This is a genomic window from Pseudomonas sp. NPDC087598 (assembly GCF_044743525.1).
In the GTDB taxonomy this organism is placed as follows: Bacteria; Pseudomonadota; Gammaproteobacteria; order Pseudomonadales; family Pseudomonadaceae; genus Aquipseudomonas.
Genome location: NZ_JBIUWQ010000005.1, coordinates 92268 through 108965, shown reverse-complemented (window position 1 = coordinate 108965; position 16698 = coordinate 92268). Strand labels below are relative to the sequence as shown.

General features: G+C 61.1%; 15 protein-coding genes. 6 read left to right on the top strand and 9 right to left on the bottom strand.

From position 1 onward, the window contains the following. The first annotated feature begins 36 nt into the window (after window positions 1–36). The gene (locus tag ACIOWE_RS04895) at window positions 37–660 is read left to right on the top strand and encodes a glutathione S-transferase family protein (RefSeq protein ID WP_401388039.1); all 624 of its coding nucleotides are present in this window, start codon (window positions 37–39) and stop codon (window positions 658–660) included. A gap of 60 nt (window positions 661–720) precedes the next feature. Here the strand turns inward: ACIOWE_RS04895 and ACIOWE_RS04890 are convergent, their stop codons facing one another. From ACIOWE_RS04890 to ACIOWE_RS04875, 4 genes are all read right to left on the bottom strand, one after another. Beyond that, on the bottom strand, window positions 721–1149 hold the full coding sequence (locus ACIOWE_RS04890) for a molybdopterin-binding protein (protein WP_401388036.1): 429 nt from the start codon (window positions 1147–1149) through the stop codon (window positions 721–723). A 96-nt stretch (window positions 1150–1245) separates the two neighbouring features. After that, the gene (locus ACIOWE_RS04885; protein WP_401388033.1) at window positions 1246–1599 is read right to left on the bottom strand and encodes a gamma-glutamylcyclotransferase family protein; all 354 of its coding nucleotides are present in this window, start codon (window positions 1597–1599) and stop codon (window positions 1246–1248) included. Window positions 1600–1608: 9 nt separating this feature from the next. Continuing rightward, window positions 1609–2271, bottom strand: a complete 663-nt coding sequence (locus tag ACIOWE_RS04880) for a M24 family metallopeptidase (RefSeq protein WP_401388030.1) — start codon at window positions 2269–2271, stop codon at window positions 1609–1611. Window positions 2272–2354: 83 nt separating this feature from the next. Then, complete coding sequence (locus tag ACIOWE_RS04875) at window positions 2355–3233, bottom strand: putrescine utilization regulator PtrR (protein ID WP_201239177.1); 879 nt, start codon at window positions 3231–3233, stop codon at window positions 2355–2357. A 103-nt stretch (window positions 3234–3336) separates the two neighbouring features. Here ACIOWE_RS04875 and ACIOWE_RS04870 point away from each other — a divergent pair, with 103 nt between their 5' ends. Then, window positions 3337–4728 (top strand): aldehyde dehydrogenase family protein, encoded by a 1392-nt coding sequence (locus ACIOWE_RS04870; protein ID WP_401388027.1) that lies wholly within the window; start codon window positions 3337–3339, stop codon window positions 4726–4728. Window positions 4729–5197: 469 nt separating this feature from the next. Here ACIOWE_RS04870 and ACIOWE_RS04865 read toward each other — a convergent pair whose 3' ends face one another. Next, the gene (locus tag ACIOWE_RS04865; RefSeq protein ID WP_401388024.1) at window positions 5198–6733 is read right to left on the bottom strand and encodes an MFS transporter; all 1536 of its coding nucleotides are present in this window, start codon (window positions 6731–6733) and stop codon (window positions 5198–5200) included. Window positions 6734–6858: 125 nt separating this feature from the next. Further along, window positions 6859–7689, bottom strand: coding sequence for an oxidoreductase (locus ACIOWE_RS04860; protein ID WP_401388022.1), 831 nt, complete (start codon window positions 7687–7689; stop codon window positions 6859–6861). A gap of 131 nt (window positions 7690–7820) precedes the next feature. Between ACIOWE_RS04860 and ACIOWE_RS04855 the strand changes: the two genes are divergently transcribed. From ACIOWE_RS04855 to ACIOWE_RS04845, 3 genes are read left to right on the top strand one after another with little or no spacing between them, the layout of a single operon-like run. Next, entirely contained in the window at window positions 7821–8720 is a 900-nt protein-coding gene (locus tag ACIOWE_RS04855) for a LysR family transcriptional regulator (RefSeq protein ID WP_401388019.1), read from the top strand. A gap of 47 nt (window positions 8721–8767) precedes the next feature. Next, window positions 8768–9364 carry a paraquat-inducible protein A gene (locus tag ACIOWE_RS04850; protein WP_401388016.1) on the top strand — a complete coding sequence of 199 codons (597 nt, stop codon included), beginning with the start codon at window positions 8768–8770 and terminating at the stop codon, window positions 9362–9364. Next, window positions 9361–10050 (top strand): paraquat-inducible protein A, encoded by a 690-nt coding sequence (locus tag ACIOWE_RS04845; RefSeq protein ID WP_401388013.1) that lies wholly within the window; start codon window positions 9361–9363, stop codon window positions 10048–10050. The genes ACIOWE_RS04850 and ACIOWE_RS04845 overlap by 4 nt, the downstream gene beginning before the upstream one ends. Here ACIOWE_RS04845 and ACIOWE_RS04840 read toward each other — a convergent pair. Further along, the gene (locus tag ACIOWE_RS04840) at window positions 9983–13009 is read right to left on the bottom strand and encodes an FAD-binding and (Fe-S)-binding domain-containing protein (RefSeq protein ID WP_401388010.1); all 3027 of its coding nucleotides are present in this window, start codon (window positions 13007–13009) and stop codon (window positions 9983–9985) included. The two genes, ACIOWE_RS04845 and ACIOWE_RS04840, sit on opposite strands and share 68 nt — an antisense overlap. Before the next feature lie 158 nt (window positions 13010–13167). Here ACIOWE_RS04840 and ACIOWE_RS04835 point away from each other — a divergent pair, with 158 nt between their 5' ends. Beyond that, on the top strand, window positions 13168–14052 hold the full coding sequence (locus ACIOWE_RS04835; protein ID WP_401388007.1) for a LysR substrate-binding domain-containing protein: 885 nt from the start codon (window positions 13168–13170) through the stop codon (window positions 14050–14052). A 24-nt stretch (window positions 14053–14076) separates the two neighbouring features. Here the strand turns inward: ACIOWE_RS04835 and ACIOWE_RS04830 are convergent, their stop codons facing one another. Both ACIOWE_RS04830 and ACIOWE_RS04825 read right to left on the bottom strand, forming a co-directional pair. Continuing rightward, on the bottom strand, window positions 14077–14673 hold the full coding sequence (locus ACIOWE_RS04830; protein ID WP_401388183.1) for an RNA polymerase sigma factor: 597 nt from the start codon (window positions 14671–14673) through the stop codon (window positions 14077–14079). A gap of 250 nt (window positions 14674–14923) precedes the next feature. Further along, window positions 14924–16537, bottom strand: a complete 1614-nt coding sequence (locus ACIOWE_RS04825) for a GMC family oxidoreductase (RefSeq protein WP_401388004.1) — start codon at window positions 16535–16537, stop codon at window positions 14924–14926. Window positions 16538–16698 lie beyond the last annotated feature (161 nt).

Here is a 16698-nt window from a genome sequence, read left to right as displayed (position 1 = left end):
GGTTGACGCCCGACAATCACCGGACAGGGAAATCCAATGCTGCGAATCCTCGGTAAAGCTTCATCGATCAACGTGCGCAAAGTGCTGTGGACCTGCTCCGAATTGCAGATTCCGTTCGAGCGTGAGGACTGGGGCTCCGGGTTCAAACCGACCGATACAGCGGAGTTCCTCGCACTGAATCCTTGCGCCATGGTGCCGGTGATTCAGGACGGTGATTTCACTTTGTGGGAATCCAATTCGATCATTCGTTATCTGGTGGCCCGCTCCGGCGGCTCGCCTCTCTATCCAACCGATCCGAGAACCCGTGCGCGCATCGATCAGTGGATCGACTGGCAGGCGTCGGAGCTGAATCGCTCGTGGTCGTATGCGTTTTTGTCGCTGGTACGCCAGTCGCCGGAGCATCAGGATCCTGCGGCGCTGGCCAACGGCATCGAGCAGTGGTCGAAGAATATGCAGATTTTGAATCGGCAGTTGGAATCGACCGGGGCTTATGTCAGCGGCGATGAGTTTTCACTGGCGGACATCCCGATCGGACTGTCGGTCAATCGCTGGTTCGAAACGCCGCTCAAGCACCCGCACTTGCCCGCCGTCAGCGCTTACTACGACCGCTTGAACCAACGCGAAGGCTTTCGCCTGTACGGCCGAAACGGCACGCCTTGAAGCAAAAAACCTCTGATCCCGAAACCAGGATCAGAGGTTCTTGTCAGCCTGAAAAGACAATCAGGCCGGAACACCCAGAATGATGTGCGACGCCTTGATCACCGCCGTCGCGCTGACGCCTTTGGCCAGGCCCAACTCGGCCACGGCATCGCGGGTCACGATGGAGTAGACCTTCGAACCACCGGCCAACTCGATCACCACTTCCGCATTGACCGCACCGTCGGTGACGCTCAGCACTTTGCCTTCCAGGCAGTTGCGCGCCGAGAGGCGGATGTCGCTGGATTCGGTCATCAGCATCACCCACGGTGCCTTGACCAGCGCGACGGCTTCTTTGCCGACGGCGATGCCGAGGTTCTTGATGCTTTTCATGGTCACGACGGCAACCAGTTGCTCGCCACCGGCGAGGGTCAGCACCACTTCGGCGTTGACCGCCCCTGCCTGAACCTGGCTGACCTGACCTTTGAATACGTTGCGTGCGCTGACTTTCATGCTGGACGTCCTGTTTTTTGACTTTGGAGTTAGGAAACGGCGTGCATCATCAAAGTTGACGCTATATAAAAACAACTACAGCGCTGCGCCCCGTTGTCACGCCTGCACATAAACCCATGCATCGACTCCAGACTTTAGCAGCACGCTGACACGTTTGTAGTCGGCCACTTCGTACTCATCGGCCGCAGCCAGTTCCTCTGCCGTGATGTGAAATACCGTGCCGGCAATTTCATCCGCCGCGTTGCCGCTCGCCTGCACGATGGGGTGGTGAGTCTTGCCGCTGGTGGCGAGCACGGCAGGGTCGGTGATCTCGACCATTGCCTGTTTGTAGCCCGGCAGGCTGTCCGGCTGACCTTGCAACTCACGGCCGAAATTCGCCTGTTGTACCGCGCGATCCTGCAGGGTGCCGTAGGAGAACAGCAGCACGGATTGTGGTGTCGAGGTCGTCATGGGTTTTCCTTAAATCAGCAAATCTTCGTAAAACGCGCCAAACGGACGCGATGGGTGGGCGATCTGGATTTCCAGAATCCACACACCGGCATTCGGTGCCTGCTCGAAGTCGCCCAGATCACCGCCACGATGAATGGCGTGCGGGAAATCACTGACGCGATGGCCCTTGATATTCAGGTTCAGCACCCAGCCCATCGCCTCGGCCTGATCGCTGGCATACCGGTAAAGTTCGACGCCGGAAACACCCTCGCGCCAGAACGCCTCGACGCGGTCGAACAACACTTTGGCCGCCGCCGCGCAGGCGATCATTTCCGGGTCGGTCCCCGTGGTGAACGTCGCCCCCGCATCGCCTTCGTGCCCTTGCCAGACCACGCCCATGTCGATGAAGAAAATGTCGTTGGTGCCCAGCACCGGATCACCGTCGGAGCGCTGCTTGAAAGTCTTCAGCGTGTTGGCGCCGAAGCGGATCAACAGCGGGTGCCAGATCCGGTCCATGCCCAGTTCAGCGAGGATTTCCTTGCCGCGGGCCGTCGCTTCGGATTCAAGCATGCCGGGTTTGATCACCGCGGCAATCGCGTCAACGGCTTTCCAGGTCAACTGTTGGGCGTGGCGCATGGTTTCCAGGACGAAACGTTCACCTACCGCTTCTTTGCCGCTCAGGGCTGTGGTCATTTACGGGTTCCTCATCGGCTCGCTGTATAGTTTTTTATATTACGAAACGCGAACAAAGATACAGCCATGACACAAAGTGTCAATTACTCTTCTGCACGCACCACACCACGCTCCTCGAGCAAGCGCACAAACATGCTCAAACTGCGCGACACCGTGCCCCGCCGCCACACCAGCCAGGTGGTCAGATAACGAAAGTCCGCCGCCAGCGGCCAGACACTCACCGTCGCGCTGCCGGGCATGCTTTGCAGCATCTTGCGCGGCATCAACGCCAGACCCGCCCCCGCGCTGACGCAGGCGAGCATGCCGTGGTAGGACTCCATTTCGAAGATCTTGCCGGGGACGGCGGCGTCGGTGCTGAACCATTTTTCGAAGTGATGGCGGTACGAACAGTTGGAGCGAAAGGCATAAATGCTCTCGCCGTTGACGTCCGCCGCACGCTGCACGGGCGGGTGATTGAGCGGCGCGATGATGACCATCTCTTCTTCGAAGGCCGGCACGCCTTCCAGCGTCGGGTGCAGCACCGGACCGTCGACAAAAGCTGCCGCCAGACGCCCGGAGAGTACGCCGTCGATCATCGTACCGGACGGACCGGTGGACAGATCGAGATCGACTTTCGGGTGCAATTGGTTGTAGGCCGCCAACAGTTCGGGAATGCGCACCGCCGCCGTGCTTTCCAGCGAACCGAGGGGAAATGCGCCCTGCGGCTCTTCGCCCGCGACGGTGGCCCGGGCTTCCTGGACCAGATCGAGGATGCGCCGCGCGTATTCGAGAAAACTCCATCCGGCCGGCGACAGGCGCAAACGGCTTTTCTCGCGAATGAACAGATCGACACCCAGATCCTGCTCCAGCTGCTTGATACGCGTGGTCAGGTTCGACGGCACCCGATGAATCTGCGCCGCCGCCGCGCTGATGCTGCCGTGCTCGGCCACGGCTTTGAAGATTTCCAGCTGCACCAGATCCACAGTCATTCTCCAATCGTGAAAGAAACGATCTTTATTATTCAGTTTCCAGAAAACAAACGCCACCCTACTCTAGGCCCATCCACTGAACACGCAGGACAAAACCATGAGCCAGATTTCCAGCCAGACCCACGCCATCTCGATCAACCCGACCACCGGCGAGCAGATCGGCGCCTACGCCTTTGAATCCGCCGAAGCCCTCGACGCGGCCCTGACCCGCGCCGCCTATGGTTTTGGAAAATGGAAACGCAAGCCGCTGCAAGACCGCTCCCGCGCCCTGACTGCGCTGGCCGCTGCCCTGCGTGAAACCGCTGAAGCCATGGCCACCATGATCACCCTGGAAATGGGCAAGCCCATCGCCCAGGCCCGTGGCGAAATCGAAAAATGCGCCAAGCTCTGCGAGTGGTACGCCGAACATGGCCCGGCCATGCTCGACGCCGAGCCGACGCAAGTCGAAGGCGGCAAGGCGCGTATCGAATACCGTCCGCTCGGCCCGATCCTCGCGGTGATGCCGTGGAACTTCCCGATCTGGCAGGTGCTGCGCGGTGCGGTGCCAGCGCTGATCGCCGGCAACACCTACGTGCTCAAGCATGCGCCGAACGTGATGGGCAGCGCCTATCTGCTGCGCGATGCGTTTACCCGCGCCGGGTTTGCCCCAGGCGTATTTGAAGTGATCAACGTCACCCCGGACGGCGTCTCCAGCGCCATCGCCGACCCGCGCATCGCCGCCGTGACCCTGACCGGCAGCGTGCGTGCCGGCATGGCCATCGGCGCACAGGCCGGCGCGGCACTGAAGAAATGCGTGCTGGAACTGGGTGGTTCCGATCCGTTCATAGTGCTCAATGACGCCGATCTCGACGAAGCCGTTCAGGCCGCCGTGATCGGTCGCTACCAGAATTCCGGTCAGGTCTGTGCGGCAGCCAAACGTCTGATCATCGAAGAAGGCGTGGTCGAGGAATTTACCCGCAAATTCGTTGAAGCCACACGCAAGCTGAAGGTCGGCGACCCTCTGTCCGCCGACACTTACATCGGGCCGATGGCGCGTTTCGATCTGCGTGACGAACTCGATCAGCAAGTGCGCGACACCCTCGAAGAAGGTGCAACGCTGCTGCTGGGTGGCGGCAAGGCTGAAGGCGCCGGCAACTACTACCAGCCGACGGTGCTGGCCGACGTTACCGATCGCATGACCTCGTTCAAACAGGAACTGTTCGGCCCGGTTGCCTCGATCATCACCGCCCGAGATTGTGCGCATGCCGTCGCTCTGGCCAACGACAGTGATTTCGGCCTCACCGCGACGATCTACACCGCCAATGTGCAACTGGCCCAGCAACTGACCAGCGAACTGGAAACCGGCGGCGTGTTCATCAACGGTTACTCCGCCAGCGACCCACGCGTGACCTTTGGTGGCGTGAAGAAAAGCGGTTTTGGCCGCGAGCTGTCGCACTTCGGCGTACGCGAGTTCTGCAACGCGCAAACCGTGTGGCTGGATCGCAAGTAAAAGCAAACCGCTCCCACAGGGATCTGCTGTGGTCCCGGATTTTCAGTGCACCAGTGAAACCTGTGGGAGCTGGCTTGCCAGCGATGGCGTTGGGTCAGGCGCAATCGATGTTGGCCGGGCCGACGCCTTCGCGGGCAAGCCCGCTCCCACAGGAATCTGTGGTGACCCTGGATTTTGAGTACACCCGTTCCCACAGAGATCTGCTGTGGTCCCGGATTTTCAGTACACCAGTGAAACCTGTGGGAGCTGGCTTGCCAGCGATGGCGCTGGGTCAGGCGAAATCGATGTTGGCCGGACCGACGCCTTCGCGGGCAAGCCCGCTCCCACAGGGATCTACGGTGACCCTGGATTTCAGTACACCGGTGAAACCTGTGGGAGCTGGCTTGCCAGCGATGGCGGTGGGTCAGGCGAAATCGATGTTGGCCGGGCCGACGCCTTCGCGGGCAAGCCAGCTCCCACATGGAGGGTGTCAGGCCGCTGCCTGTTGCGGCTCCTTGACGGTGCGATCCTTGCTCAACAGCCCCAGCACCACTGCCGCCGAAGCGAGAGTGATCACCGTAAGGATATGCAGCAGATACTGGAACGCCGAGGCATAACCTTGCACCAATCGTTCGTTGGCCAGCCCCGGAATCGCGTTGATCGCATGGGCCATGTCGCCCGTGGTGACTCGGTGCGCCGTTTCCGCAATCAGCGCCGCATCGCCACTGCCTGCCAACGCATTCGACAGATCGCTGTGCAGCAGTGAAGCAAGAATCGCCGCGACAATCGCTAAGGCAATCCCCTCGCCCGCCACCCGCACCGTATTGAAGATCCCGGCCGCCATGCCGGCACGCTCTTTCGGCACGACGCTGACCGATAAACCATCCATCAGGCCCCACGGCAAACCGGCACCAATGCCGATCAACACCATCGGCACCACCAGCCCGAATTTCGCTTCGCCAACGTTGTACAGGCTCAGCCAGTGCAGGCCCACGGCAGCAATCAGGAAGCCGGCACCGGACAAGATGCCTGCCGACACAAAACGCGTCATCGACGCGGCAAGCATCGGCACCACCAGCATCGGTGCCGACAGCGCCAGCAACAGCAGGCCGGCGTCGATTTCACTCAAGCCTTCCACACCGATAAAGCGCAGTGGCAGCATGACCACCAGCACGATGTAGCAAAAACAGGTGCCGATCGGCAGCATCTGCACACCGATGAAGCGCGGAAAGCGGAACAGGGTCAGATCGAGCATCGGCCGTTTGACGCGCATTTCCACCCTCACGAAGGCCACCAGCAGCACCGCCGAAGCGCCGAGCAAACCGATCACCCACGGGCTGCCCCAACCACTGTCCGGCGCCTGGATCAGCCCAAACGTGAACAGCGCCAACATTGAACTGAACAGAACGGTGCCCGGCCAATCCAGACCTTTCGCATCCAGATCGCGGCTTTCATGCATGCGTGGCAGGCCGAAGACCATGGCGATGACGCCGATCAGCGCGGTGAAGACAAAAATCGCCCGCCAGTTGAACACCTCGATCAACGCTCCGGCCAACAACGGCCCAAACGCCAGGCCAATGCCGAATGTGGTGCCGAGCAGACTGTACGCCCGCGTGCGGGCATAGCCCTCGAACTCCTGAGCCAGAGAGGCCGAACCACTGGCCAGCGCCGCCGCACCGGCCACGCCCTGAACGGCACGCAGCACATCCAGCCAGAACACTGACGGCGCAAGACTCTGCGCAATCGATGCCGCGGTGAACAGCAACATGCCGAACGTGAACAGCCGTTTACGCCCGTAGGCGTCGGCCAACGCACCCGCTGCCATCAGCAAACTGCCGAACGACAACATGAACGCATTGGTAATCCAGGTCAGCGCCGCAGGGCTGCCGCCGAGGTCACGGCCAATGGCCGGCGTGGCGACCGCGCCGCCGGTAAAACTCAATGGAAGCACCAGCGCTGAAAGGCACACGGCAGCGAGGATCAGTAGCTTGTCGCGCGCTCCGCGCTGTTGAGCGACAGAAGTCATAAGTCAGTCCTTTGCTTGAGGTCTACGCCCCTCCTGCAGGAGCTGCCGCAGGCTGCGATCTGTTGATTTTGAAAAACAGCATCAACAGATCGCAACCTGCGGCAGTTCCTACAGGGGGATCTTTGTCAGTTCTTGAAGTCGGTGGACAGTGCCAGCTCGTTCCAGTCGGCCAGCTCCTGCGCTACCAGGCGATTCTTCGCTTCGACGCGCGCCACGGTATCACTGCCGAGGGCCAACCGCTGTGGCGGGTTGGGTGCGTTGACCAGCGTCAGCATCGCCTCGGCGAGCTTCTGCGGATCACCCGGTTGCGCGTGGTTGGCAGCCTCGGCGAAGGCGCGCATCTTGCCGACGGTTTCGTCGTAGTCCGGCAACACCAGCGCGGTTTTGATCAGCGATTGTTCATCGAGGAAGTCAGTACGAAAGAAGCCCGGCTCGACCACCGTAGCATGGATGCCCAGCGGCGCCAGTTCCTGATGCAGTGCTTCGCTGATGCCTTCCACGGCAAACTTGGTCGAACCATAAACACCCCAGCCCATGTAAGCCTGATAGCCGCCGATCGACGAGATATTGATGACGTGACCGCTGCGTTGCGCGCGCATGTGTGGCAGCACCGCGCGGGTGACGTTAAGCAGGCCGAAGACGTTGGTGGCGAACAGGCGTTCGGTCTCGCTGGCGCTGGTTTCTTCCACCGCCCCCAGCACGCCAAACCCGGCATTGTTGATCAGCACATCGATGCGCCCGAAACGTTTGATGCCTGTTGCGACCGCTTGATGGGCTTCGTCTTCACGGGTCACGTCGAGACGCACTGCCAGCAAATTTGGATGATCGCCGAGGCGTTCGGTGATGTCTTGCGGTTGACGGGCGGTGGCGATCACCGCATCGCCGGCACGCAGGGCACGTTCTGCGATGAGCGTGCCAAAACCACGGGAAGCTCCAGTAATGAACCAGGTACGCATAGCAACTCCTCCTGTCAGCGACCCTTAGCGATGGTGCCGGGCCTTCTCGATGAGTTGATGCGACTTTAAGGCCGTGCTACTGATGTGATAATCCCAACAAAATCGCATGACTTTGTGAAAGGCATTCACAGATGAAATCCCCCTCAGCTGCAGACCTCTCGGTATTCCTCTGCACCGCGCAGCAGCTGAACTTCAGCAAAGCCGCCATCGAACTCGGCCTGACGCCTTCCGCGCTCAGCCATTCGATGAAGGCACTGGAAAACCGTCTCGGCGTGCGTCTGTTTAACCGCACCACCCGCAGCGTGGCATTGACCGAGGCCGGCGAACGTCTGTACGCACGGCTGAAACCGGCGTTTCGCGACATCGACGATGCGCTGGAAGACCTTAACCACTTTCGCGACAAGCCCTCGGGCAATCTGCGCATCACCTGCGGGCGCCAGGCCTGCGAACTGGTATTGCTGCCGATTGCCAGCGAGTTTTTGCAGGCGTATGCGGACATTCGTCTGGAAGTGGTCGAAAGCGACGCACTGCTGGACATCGTTGCCAACGGCTTTGATGCCGGCGTGCGCTTCGGCAATCGCCTCGAGGCAGACATGGTGTCGTTGCCGATCGGCCCGTCGATGCGCTCGGTGGTTGTCGGTTCGCCAGCGTTTTTCCAGCGCCACGCCGCGCCGCAAAAACCCGAGGACCTGCATGACCTGCCGTGCATCCGCCATCGTTTCCCCAGTGGGTCGATGTATCGCTGGGAATTCGAACGGGGCGGTATCGCCCAGGAAATTGAAGTCAACGGCCCGCTGACCCTCGGCGACGTCAGCCTGATGGTCGGCCCCGCACTGCAAGGATTGGGGCTGGCGTATGTGTTCGAAGAGATGGTCAGCGAGCATTTGCGCGCCGGGCGTCTGGTGCAAGTGCTGGCAGACTGGTGCCCTTGGTACCCCGGCCTCAACCTGTATTACCCGAGCCGCCGCCACGTACCGGCACCGCTCAAAGCCTTCATCGACTTCGCCCGCCACTTCCCGCCGCGCCCCTAACGGGATCAGCGTCTATAGTGATCAGGTCCCTGCGCCGAGCGTTGTCCATGGTCAACACCGAACACCTGATCATCTGCGAGCACTGCGACTGTGTGTACGAGAAAGCCGTGCTCGGCAAACATCAGAAAACCCTGTGCCTGCGCTGCGGCGCTGTACTGCAGCGCTTCAATGGCCTGACGGTCGAGCAACGTCTGGCCCTGACGTTCACGGCGGCGATATTGTGGCTGTTCGCCAATTTCTATCCGGTGATGAGCATCAGCATGAAAGGCCTGAAAAACAGCGCAACGCTGTGGGATTCGGTGCTGGCGTTGAGTCAGGGGCCGATCACCTTTATGGCGATGGTCGCGGCCATTTCGATCATCATTGCCCCGGCGTTTCAATTGGTGTTGTTGGCCTGGGTGCTGAGTTATGCCCTGTCCTCCCGCCGCGCGCCGGGCTTCAAGTTGTGCATGCGCTGGCTGGAAACGTTGCGCCCGTGGAGCATGCTCGAAGTGTGTCTGCTGGGGGCGATGGTGGCGGTGTTCAAACTCGCCGGTCTGCTCGATGTCTTGCCCGGCATCGGCCTGTTCGCGCTGGCCGTGCTGAGCCTGATGATGATCCGCATTGCCGGTCGCGATATCCGTGAACTCTGGGACATCCTATGAAACGGCCACCGACTGCCAGCGAACTCAATCTGTGCCTGTGCCACAGCTGCGGACTGGCCTGTGACATGAGCGACGAGCCGCACGAGTGCCCGCGTTGCGACGCGCCATTGCATCGGCGCAAGACCAATTCGCTGGCGCGCACCTGGGCCTTTCTGTTTGCCGCGCTGGCGTTCTACGTGCCGGCCAATCTGCTGCCAGTGATGAACACCATGATGCTCGGCAACGGCGCCGACAGCACGATCATGAGCGGTGTACTGGAGTTCTGGGAAGGTGGCGCGTGGGACATCGCCCTGATCATTTTCATCGCCAGCATCGCGGTGCCGGGGATCAAGTTTGTTGCGTTGTCGCTGCTGCTGATCACCGTGCAGCGCGACAGTGCCTGGGCGCGCCGGGAGCGCTCGAAGCTGTACCGTTTCGTCGAGCTGATCGGCTATTGGTCGATGCTCGACGTATTGGTCGTCGCGCTGGTCGCGGCGCTGGTGAAGTTCCAGGCGCTGGGCGACATCGAGCCGCGCCCGGGCATCCTGTTTTTCGGCATGGTGGTGGTGTTCACCATGCTCTCGGCGATGAGCTTCGACCCGCGCCTGATCTGGGACAACGCCCCCGACGATGAACCGCTCAGCGACGCTGAGCCTCAAGCAGCACCTGCAACGGATGGCGCAACGCCCGATCCGACTGGCGCTTGACCTGACTGCGGCACGAATAACCGGTGGCCAGTGCCTCGCCCTGCTCCGCCGGCGCCTCGACCTGACGCGCCCACGACTGCTCATAAATCACCGCCGACGTTTCGCGGTTGCGCGCCTCGTGACCGTAAGTCCCGGACATGCCGCAGCAACCGGTGGCCTGGGTCGCCAGTTTCAAGCCTGCGCGTTCAAACACTTGCTCCCACTGCCGAGTCGCGGCCGGGGCGTTGGTTTTCTCCGTGCAGTGCGCCAGCAAGCGGAAGGTCTCGGTACGGGTCGGAGTGGTCTGTGCCGGCAGCACCTTGAGCAGCCATTCCTGCACCAGGGCGACTTCCGGACATTGCTCCATACCCGGGACTTTCAGGTATTCCTGGCGGTAAACCAGGGTCATCGCCGGGTCCAGCCCCACCAGCGGCACGCCGATATCGGCCAGCTCACGCAGTTGCCGCGCATTGCGCAACGCCGCCCGATTGAACGCAGTCAGAAAACCCTGTACATGCAGCGGCTTGCCATTGGCACTGAACGGCGCCAGATACACCTGATATCCGAGACGCGAAATCAGCTCGACCAGATCCGCCAGTAACGGCGCTTCGAAGTAGCGGGTAAATGCGTCCTGAACGATCACCACGCTGCGCTCGCGCTGCGCCTGGGTCAGCGCAGACAAAGTCGCCAGCGTCGCCGGTTGCACCTGCCAGCGGCGCATCGCCGCGTGGAAATCGAAGCGGCTGAGCAACGGCACATCGACCATGCCGCCAAGACGCTCCAGCAACTTGCGAACAACCGCAGCGCCCATCAATCCGTTGTACAGCACCGGAATCCGCGCCATGTACGGGATGCTGTACTCCAGCGAGGCGATCAGATAATCCCGCGCCGGACGCAGATAACGCGTGTGGTACAGCTCGAGAAACCGCGAGCGAAACTCCGGCACATTGACCTTCACCGGGCACTGCCCCGCGCAGGACTTGCACGCCAGGCAGCCGGCCATAGCATCGTAAACTTCATGGGAGAAATCCTCAGCCTGCGTGCGACTGTTGCGCCAGCGCTGCCACAACGTGGTGAAAAACGCCGGCCGGCGGATCGCATCGGACAACACATCAACGCCCGCCTCGCCCTGCAAACGCAGCCATTCGCGGATCAACGAGGCGCGGCCCTTGGGCGATTGCGCGCGTTCGCGGGTGGCTTTCCACGACGGGCACATCGCGTCGTCAGGATCGAAGTTGTAGCAGGCGCCGTTGCCGTTGCAGTGCATGGCGGCGCCGTAGTCCTGCCAGACTTTCTCGTCGATCTGCCGATCGAGTTCACCGCGCAGGGTCACTTCGTCGATCTTCAGCAATGTTGCGCCCGTGTTGGCCGGGGTGGCGATCTTGCCGGGGTTGAACTGGTTGAACGGGTCAAACGCCGCTTTCAGCGCTTGCAGCGCCGGATACAGCTCGCCGAAGAATGCCGGAGCATATTCCGAGCGCAGACCTTTGCCGTGCTCCCCCCACAACAGACCACCGTAACGCTGAGTCAGCGCGGCGACGCCATCCGATACCGGACGCACCAGTGCCGCTTGCTGCGGATCCTTCATGTCGAGAATCGGCCGCACGTGCAGCACACCGGCATCGACGTGGCCGAACATGCCGTACTGCAAACCGTGGCTGTCGAGCAGGTCGCGCAGTTCAGCGATGTACTCGGCCAGATGTTGCGGCGGCACCGCGGTGTCTTCGACAAATGGCTGTGGCCGCGCTTCCCCGGCGACGTTGCCAAGCAGGCCGACCGCGCGTTTGCGCATGCCGTAGACCTTGTTCACCGCCGCATGACCGACCGCCAGCGTGTGCCCCAGACGTTCAACGGTCAGGTCGCTGCTCAGGTGTCCGACGAACGCCTCGACCCGCTGTTGCAACTCCTCGGGATCGTCGCCACAAAACTCGACGAGGTTGATACCCAACGTCGGTCGCTGGGCGTTTTCCGGAAAATATTCGGCAACGCCGTGCCAGACGATGTCCTGCATCGCCAGCAACAACACCTTCGAGTCCACGGTTTCGATCGACAGCGGCTTGAGCGCCATCAAGGCCCGGGCATCGCGCAGCGCGTCCATGAAGCCGGCGTAGCGAATGTTCACCAGCATCGTGTGCTTGGGAATCGGCAGCACATTCAGCTTCGCCTCAACCACAAAACCGAGCGAGCCTTCAGCGCCACAGAGCACGCTGTTGAGGTTGAAGCGATTGTCTGCCTCGCGCAGGTGCGCCAGGTCGTAACCGGTCAGGCAACGGTTGAGATCGGGAAAACGCTGTTTGATCAGCGCGCCTTGCTCATCAATGATCTGCCGCGCACAACGATAGACTTCACCGACCCGATCCTCCCGGGCACACAGTGTTTGCAGTTCACTTTCTTGCAGCGGTTGACCGTGCAGACGTTCGCCGCCGCGCAGGATCATGTCGAGTTCGAGGACGTGGTCGCGGGTCTTGCCGTAGGTGCAACTGCCCTGGCCGCTGGCGTCGGTGTTGATCATCCCGCCGACCGTGGCGCGGTTGGAGGTCGACAGTTCCGGGGCGAAGAACAGTCCGGCGGATTTCAGCGCGGCATTGAGCTGATCCTTGACCACCCCGGCCTGCACACGGACCCAGCGTTGTTCGACGTTGATCTCGAGAATGCGATTCATGTGCCGCGACAGATCGACAACGATGCCGTCAGTCAACGACTGGCCATTGGTGCCAGTGCCGCCGCCACGCGGGGTGATGACCACCTGCTGATAGGCCGGTTCGGCGATCAGTCGCGCCACCCGCGCGACATCGTCGGCGTCCAGCGGAAACACGGCTGCCTGCGGCAAACGCTGATAGATCGAGTTATCGGTTGCCAGCACCACGCGACTGGCGTAATCAGCGCTGATCTCGCCACGAAAGCCGCTGGTTTTCAGGGCGTTGAGGAACTGCTGGTAATCGGAAGTCAGGGCGGTAGCGGGCGACAGCTGGGCAATCATCGGTCAGGGTATCTCGGTCAAAATCAGGCCGTGTGGCGGTGAACAGTTGTACGCAACGAATGATTGCGTCAGGCTCCGCCATCTCATGTTGCCCATGTTCATTGTTGAAGCACGCTGGGACAACCGTAAATTCGACCCGCTATTAATGACTTTTCCGAATGAATCCACGAACGCTCACCCCTTCCATGTCGTTGTTGCTGGCCTTCGAGGCTGCCGCTCGCCATGAAAGCTACACCCGCGCTGCCCACGAACTGTCGCTGACGCAAAGCGCGGTCAGCCGTCAGGTACAGATTCTCGAGAAGATGCTCGGCATGCGTCTGTTCAATCGCGAGGGGCGCAAAGTCGTGCTGACCGATGTCGGGCGCATGTATCAGCGCGAACTGGCTGAGGCCCTCGGGCAAATCCGCAGTGCCACGCTGCAAGCGATGGCGTTCGGTTCCGGCATCCACAGTTTGCGCCTGGCGACGCTGCCGACTTTTGGTTCGAAGTGGCTGCTGCCGCGCCTCAAGGATTTCTACACTGCGCACCCGGGCATGACCGTGCACCTGCATTCGCGCATCGAAGCCATCGACTTCGACACCAGCGAAATCGACGCGGCGATTTGCGTCGGCGGCGGTGAATGGCCAGGACTGACGTCACTGCCCCTGCACACCGAGGAACTGGTGGTGATCGCCAGTGCGCAATTGTCGGCCGCCGAGCGCAACGACGCCGAGCAGCAGATTGCCGGGCAACTGCTGCTCAATGTCAGCAGCAATGCGCAGGCGTGGGCCGAATGGTTCAGCCATCACGGCTTGCCGCATCGCAGCATGCGCATCGGCCCGAGCTTTGAAATGACCTCACACTTGATTCAGGCGGTGCGTGCCAATATTGGCGTGGGCCTGGTGCCGCGCATTCTGGTCGAGGACGAATTACTCAACGGTGAATTGCTGCAACTGGGCGAGCCGATCACCAGCCGCCGCAGCTATTACCTGGTGTATCCGCCGCGCAATGAAGCGCTGCCTTCGCTGAAGGCGTTTCGCGATTGGCTGGTCGATACGCTTTGATGGGCAACGGCATACGATCCGCCGTCAGCCACGCACTTGCTGATAACCCTCGACCGCCGCAAACACACTGAGCCGCGCCCGATGCAGCAATACTCGGGTGTTGGTCAGCGAGAGATCGAGCAACTGCGCGATGTCCTCCAGTTCCAGGCCCTGACGCTCGCGCAAGACCAGAACGCTACGCTGGGTCTCGGACAAGTCATTCAGGGCCTGTTCAAGGCATTCGCGCAGCTCATGCTCATGCAGCAACGCCTCGGGAGTGTCTTCGTGCCAGAGCGGCGGCCCGGCCTGCCAACTGCCGTCAGACGCAAAGCATTCCTCGTCGAAACGGCTGATCGGCAGCGGCACATCATCCCGGCGATTCTGCCCGTAGCGACATTTCGCGGCATTCGCGGTGATGGTCAGAATCCACGTCTTCAGGCTCGATCGCCCCTGAAACCCGGCCAGCCCCCGCACCACCGCCAACCAGGCTTCCTGCACCACATCGTCCATGTGCCGGCGCCCGACAATCGCCACGGCAACCGCGCGCATGGCGCCCTGATAGCGGTTGACCAGATCGACAAACGCTTGCTGCTCCCCGCTCAACAGACACTGCAAAAACAGCAGATCATCCGTGGGTGGCAACATCACTTCGACAGTCCCTGACCGATGCATTCGTCTGATCATCCAAAGTGGAACACTGAATACCTGTCACCCGGGGCGCAGGCGCGATTGCTTCTGAAGCAGATACGAAGCAACCCGAGGATTGGATGCAGCATTTCGATTTTTATGGCGCAAACGAAAACGCCGCTCATTGAGCGGCGTCTGGAATGTTGATGCACTGGCGTTTTAGCGAGGGCGGCATGATCGGGAACGCCGCCCATCAACAAACCGATTACGCGTCCTGCAAAATCAGGTCCGCGCCCTTCTCCGCCACCATCAACACCGCCGCATGGGTATTGCCCGACGTGACGTTGGGAAAGATCGATGCATCGACGATCCGCAACCCGTCAAAGCCATGCACCTTGAGACGCTTGTCGACCACCGACGCCTGCTCGTCCGCGCCCATCGCGCAAGAACCGCACAAGTGGTAGATCGAGCCGCAGTTATCACGGAAATACTGCAACATCTGTTCATCGGTGTGCACCGCAGGTCCCGGCAGGACCTCATCGACGGTGATGCTCTTGAGCGCCGGGGCGTTCATGATTTTGCGCATCAGGCGGCTGCCCTGAATGACCTCGTCGATGTCCTTTTGCGTGCTCAGGTAATTGGGATCGATCAGCGCCGCATCACGGGGATTGTCCGAGGCGATTTCGATGTGCCCGCGACTGGTAGGCCGGCAAGGGTTGAAGCACAACAGGAACCCGGAATAAGGCTCTGGCTTGAGGCTGGCCTTGTTGTTCTTCGGAATCTGGTACGACAACGGGTTGAAGTACAGCTGCAGGTTCGGATGGTTCTGCTGCTCGTCACCACGGAAGAAACCGCCGGCCTGATTGACGCTCATCGCCAGTGCGCCCTTGCGCGTCAGCAGGTATTTCACGCCGAGCTTGAACTGGCCGAACAGCGAGCTCAGCTCATCGTTGAGCGTGGGAATATTGGCCTTGTAGTAATAACTGGCGCACAGGTGATCCTGCAGGTTTTGGCCCACGGCCGGCAGGTGTCTGACCAGCGGAATCTGATGTCTGGCCAGCAACTCGCGATCCGCGACACCGGACAATTGCAGGATCTTCGGCGTATCGACAGCGCCGGCGCACAGGATCACTTCCTTGCGCGCCGTGAAGGTGCGCGCCACGCCGTGTTGGGTGACCGAAATCCCCGTCGCACGCTGCTGCGCTTCGTCGAACAGCACGCGATCCACCAGGGCGTAATGCTCAACCGTCAGGTTCGGCCGTTTCAGTGCCGGATGCAGATGCGCAAAACTGCTGGAGCAACGCTCGCCGTTGCGGGTGTTGACGTCATAGAGCCCGGCGCCCTCGAATTTCGCGCCGTTGAAATCTTCGCTGCGCGGATAACCCAGCTCGGAACAGCCTTCAAGGAACACATCGCAGATCGGGTGCGTCTGGCCCTTCATCGGCGTGATGCTGATCGGGCCGCTGCCGCCGTGGTACTCGCTGTCGCCGAGCGGATGATTTTCCAGTTTGCGGAAGTACGGCAAGACATCCTTGAAGCCCCAGCCATCGTTGCCGTTGGCCGCCCAATCGTCGAAATCATGCGCCTGGCCGCGCACATAGATCATCGCGTTGATCGAGCCCGAGCCACCCTGCACCTTGCCGCGCGGGGCATAGATTTCGCGGTTGCCGAGCTGCTTCTGCGGCTGGCTGTAGTACATCCAGTTGAAGGTCGGGTTGTAATACATTTTGGCGAAGCCGACCGGGATCCTGAACCACAGCGAATTGTCCTTGCCGCCCGCTTCAAGCAACAGCACGGTGTATTGGCCCGACGCCGAGAGCCGGTTGGCGAGCACGCAGCCTGCGGCGCCTGCGCCAGCGATGATGTAGTCGTATGTCATGCACGGTTACCGCGTAAGTCGTTGTACAAATCGAAAAGCGCACCACACTCCCTTGTGGGAGCGAGCCTGCTCGCGAAGGCGTCGTATCAGCCGCCATTTTCAGAGGATGACCCACCGTTTTCGCGAGCAGGCTCGCTCCCACAGGAACTGCGCCTGTCCCG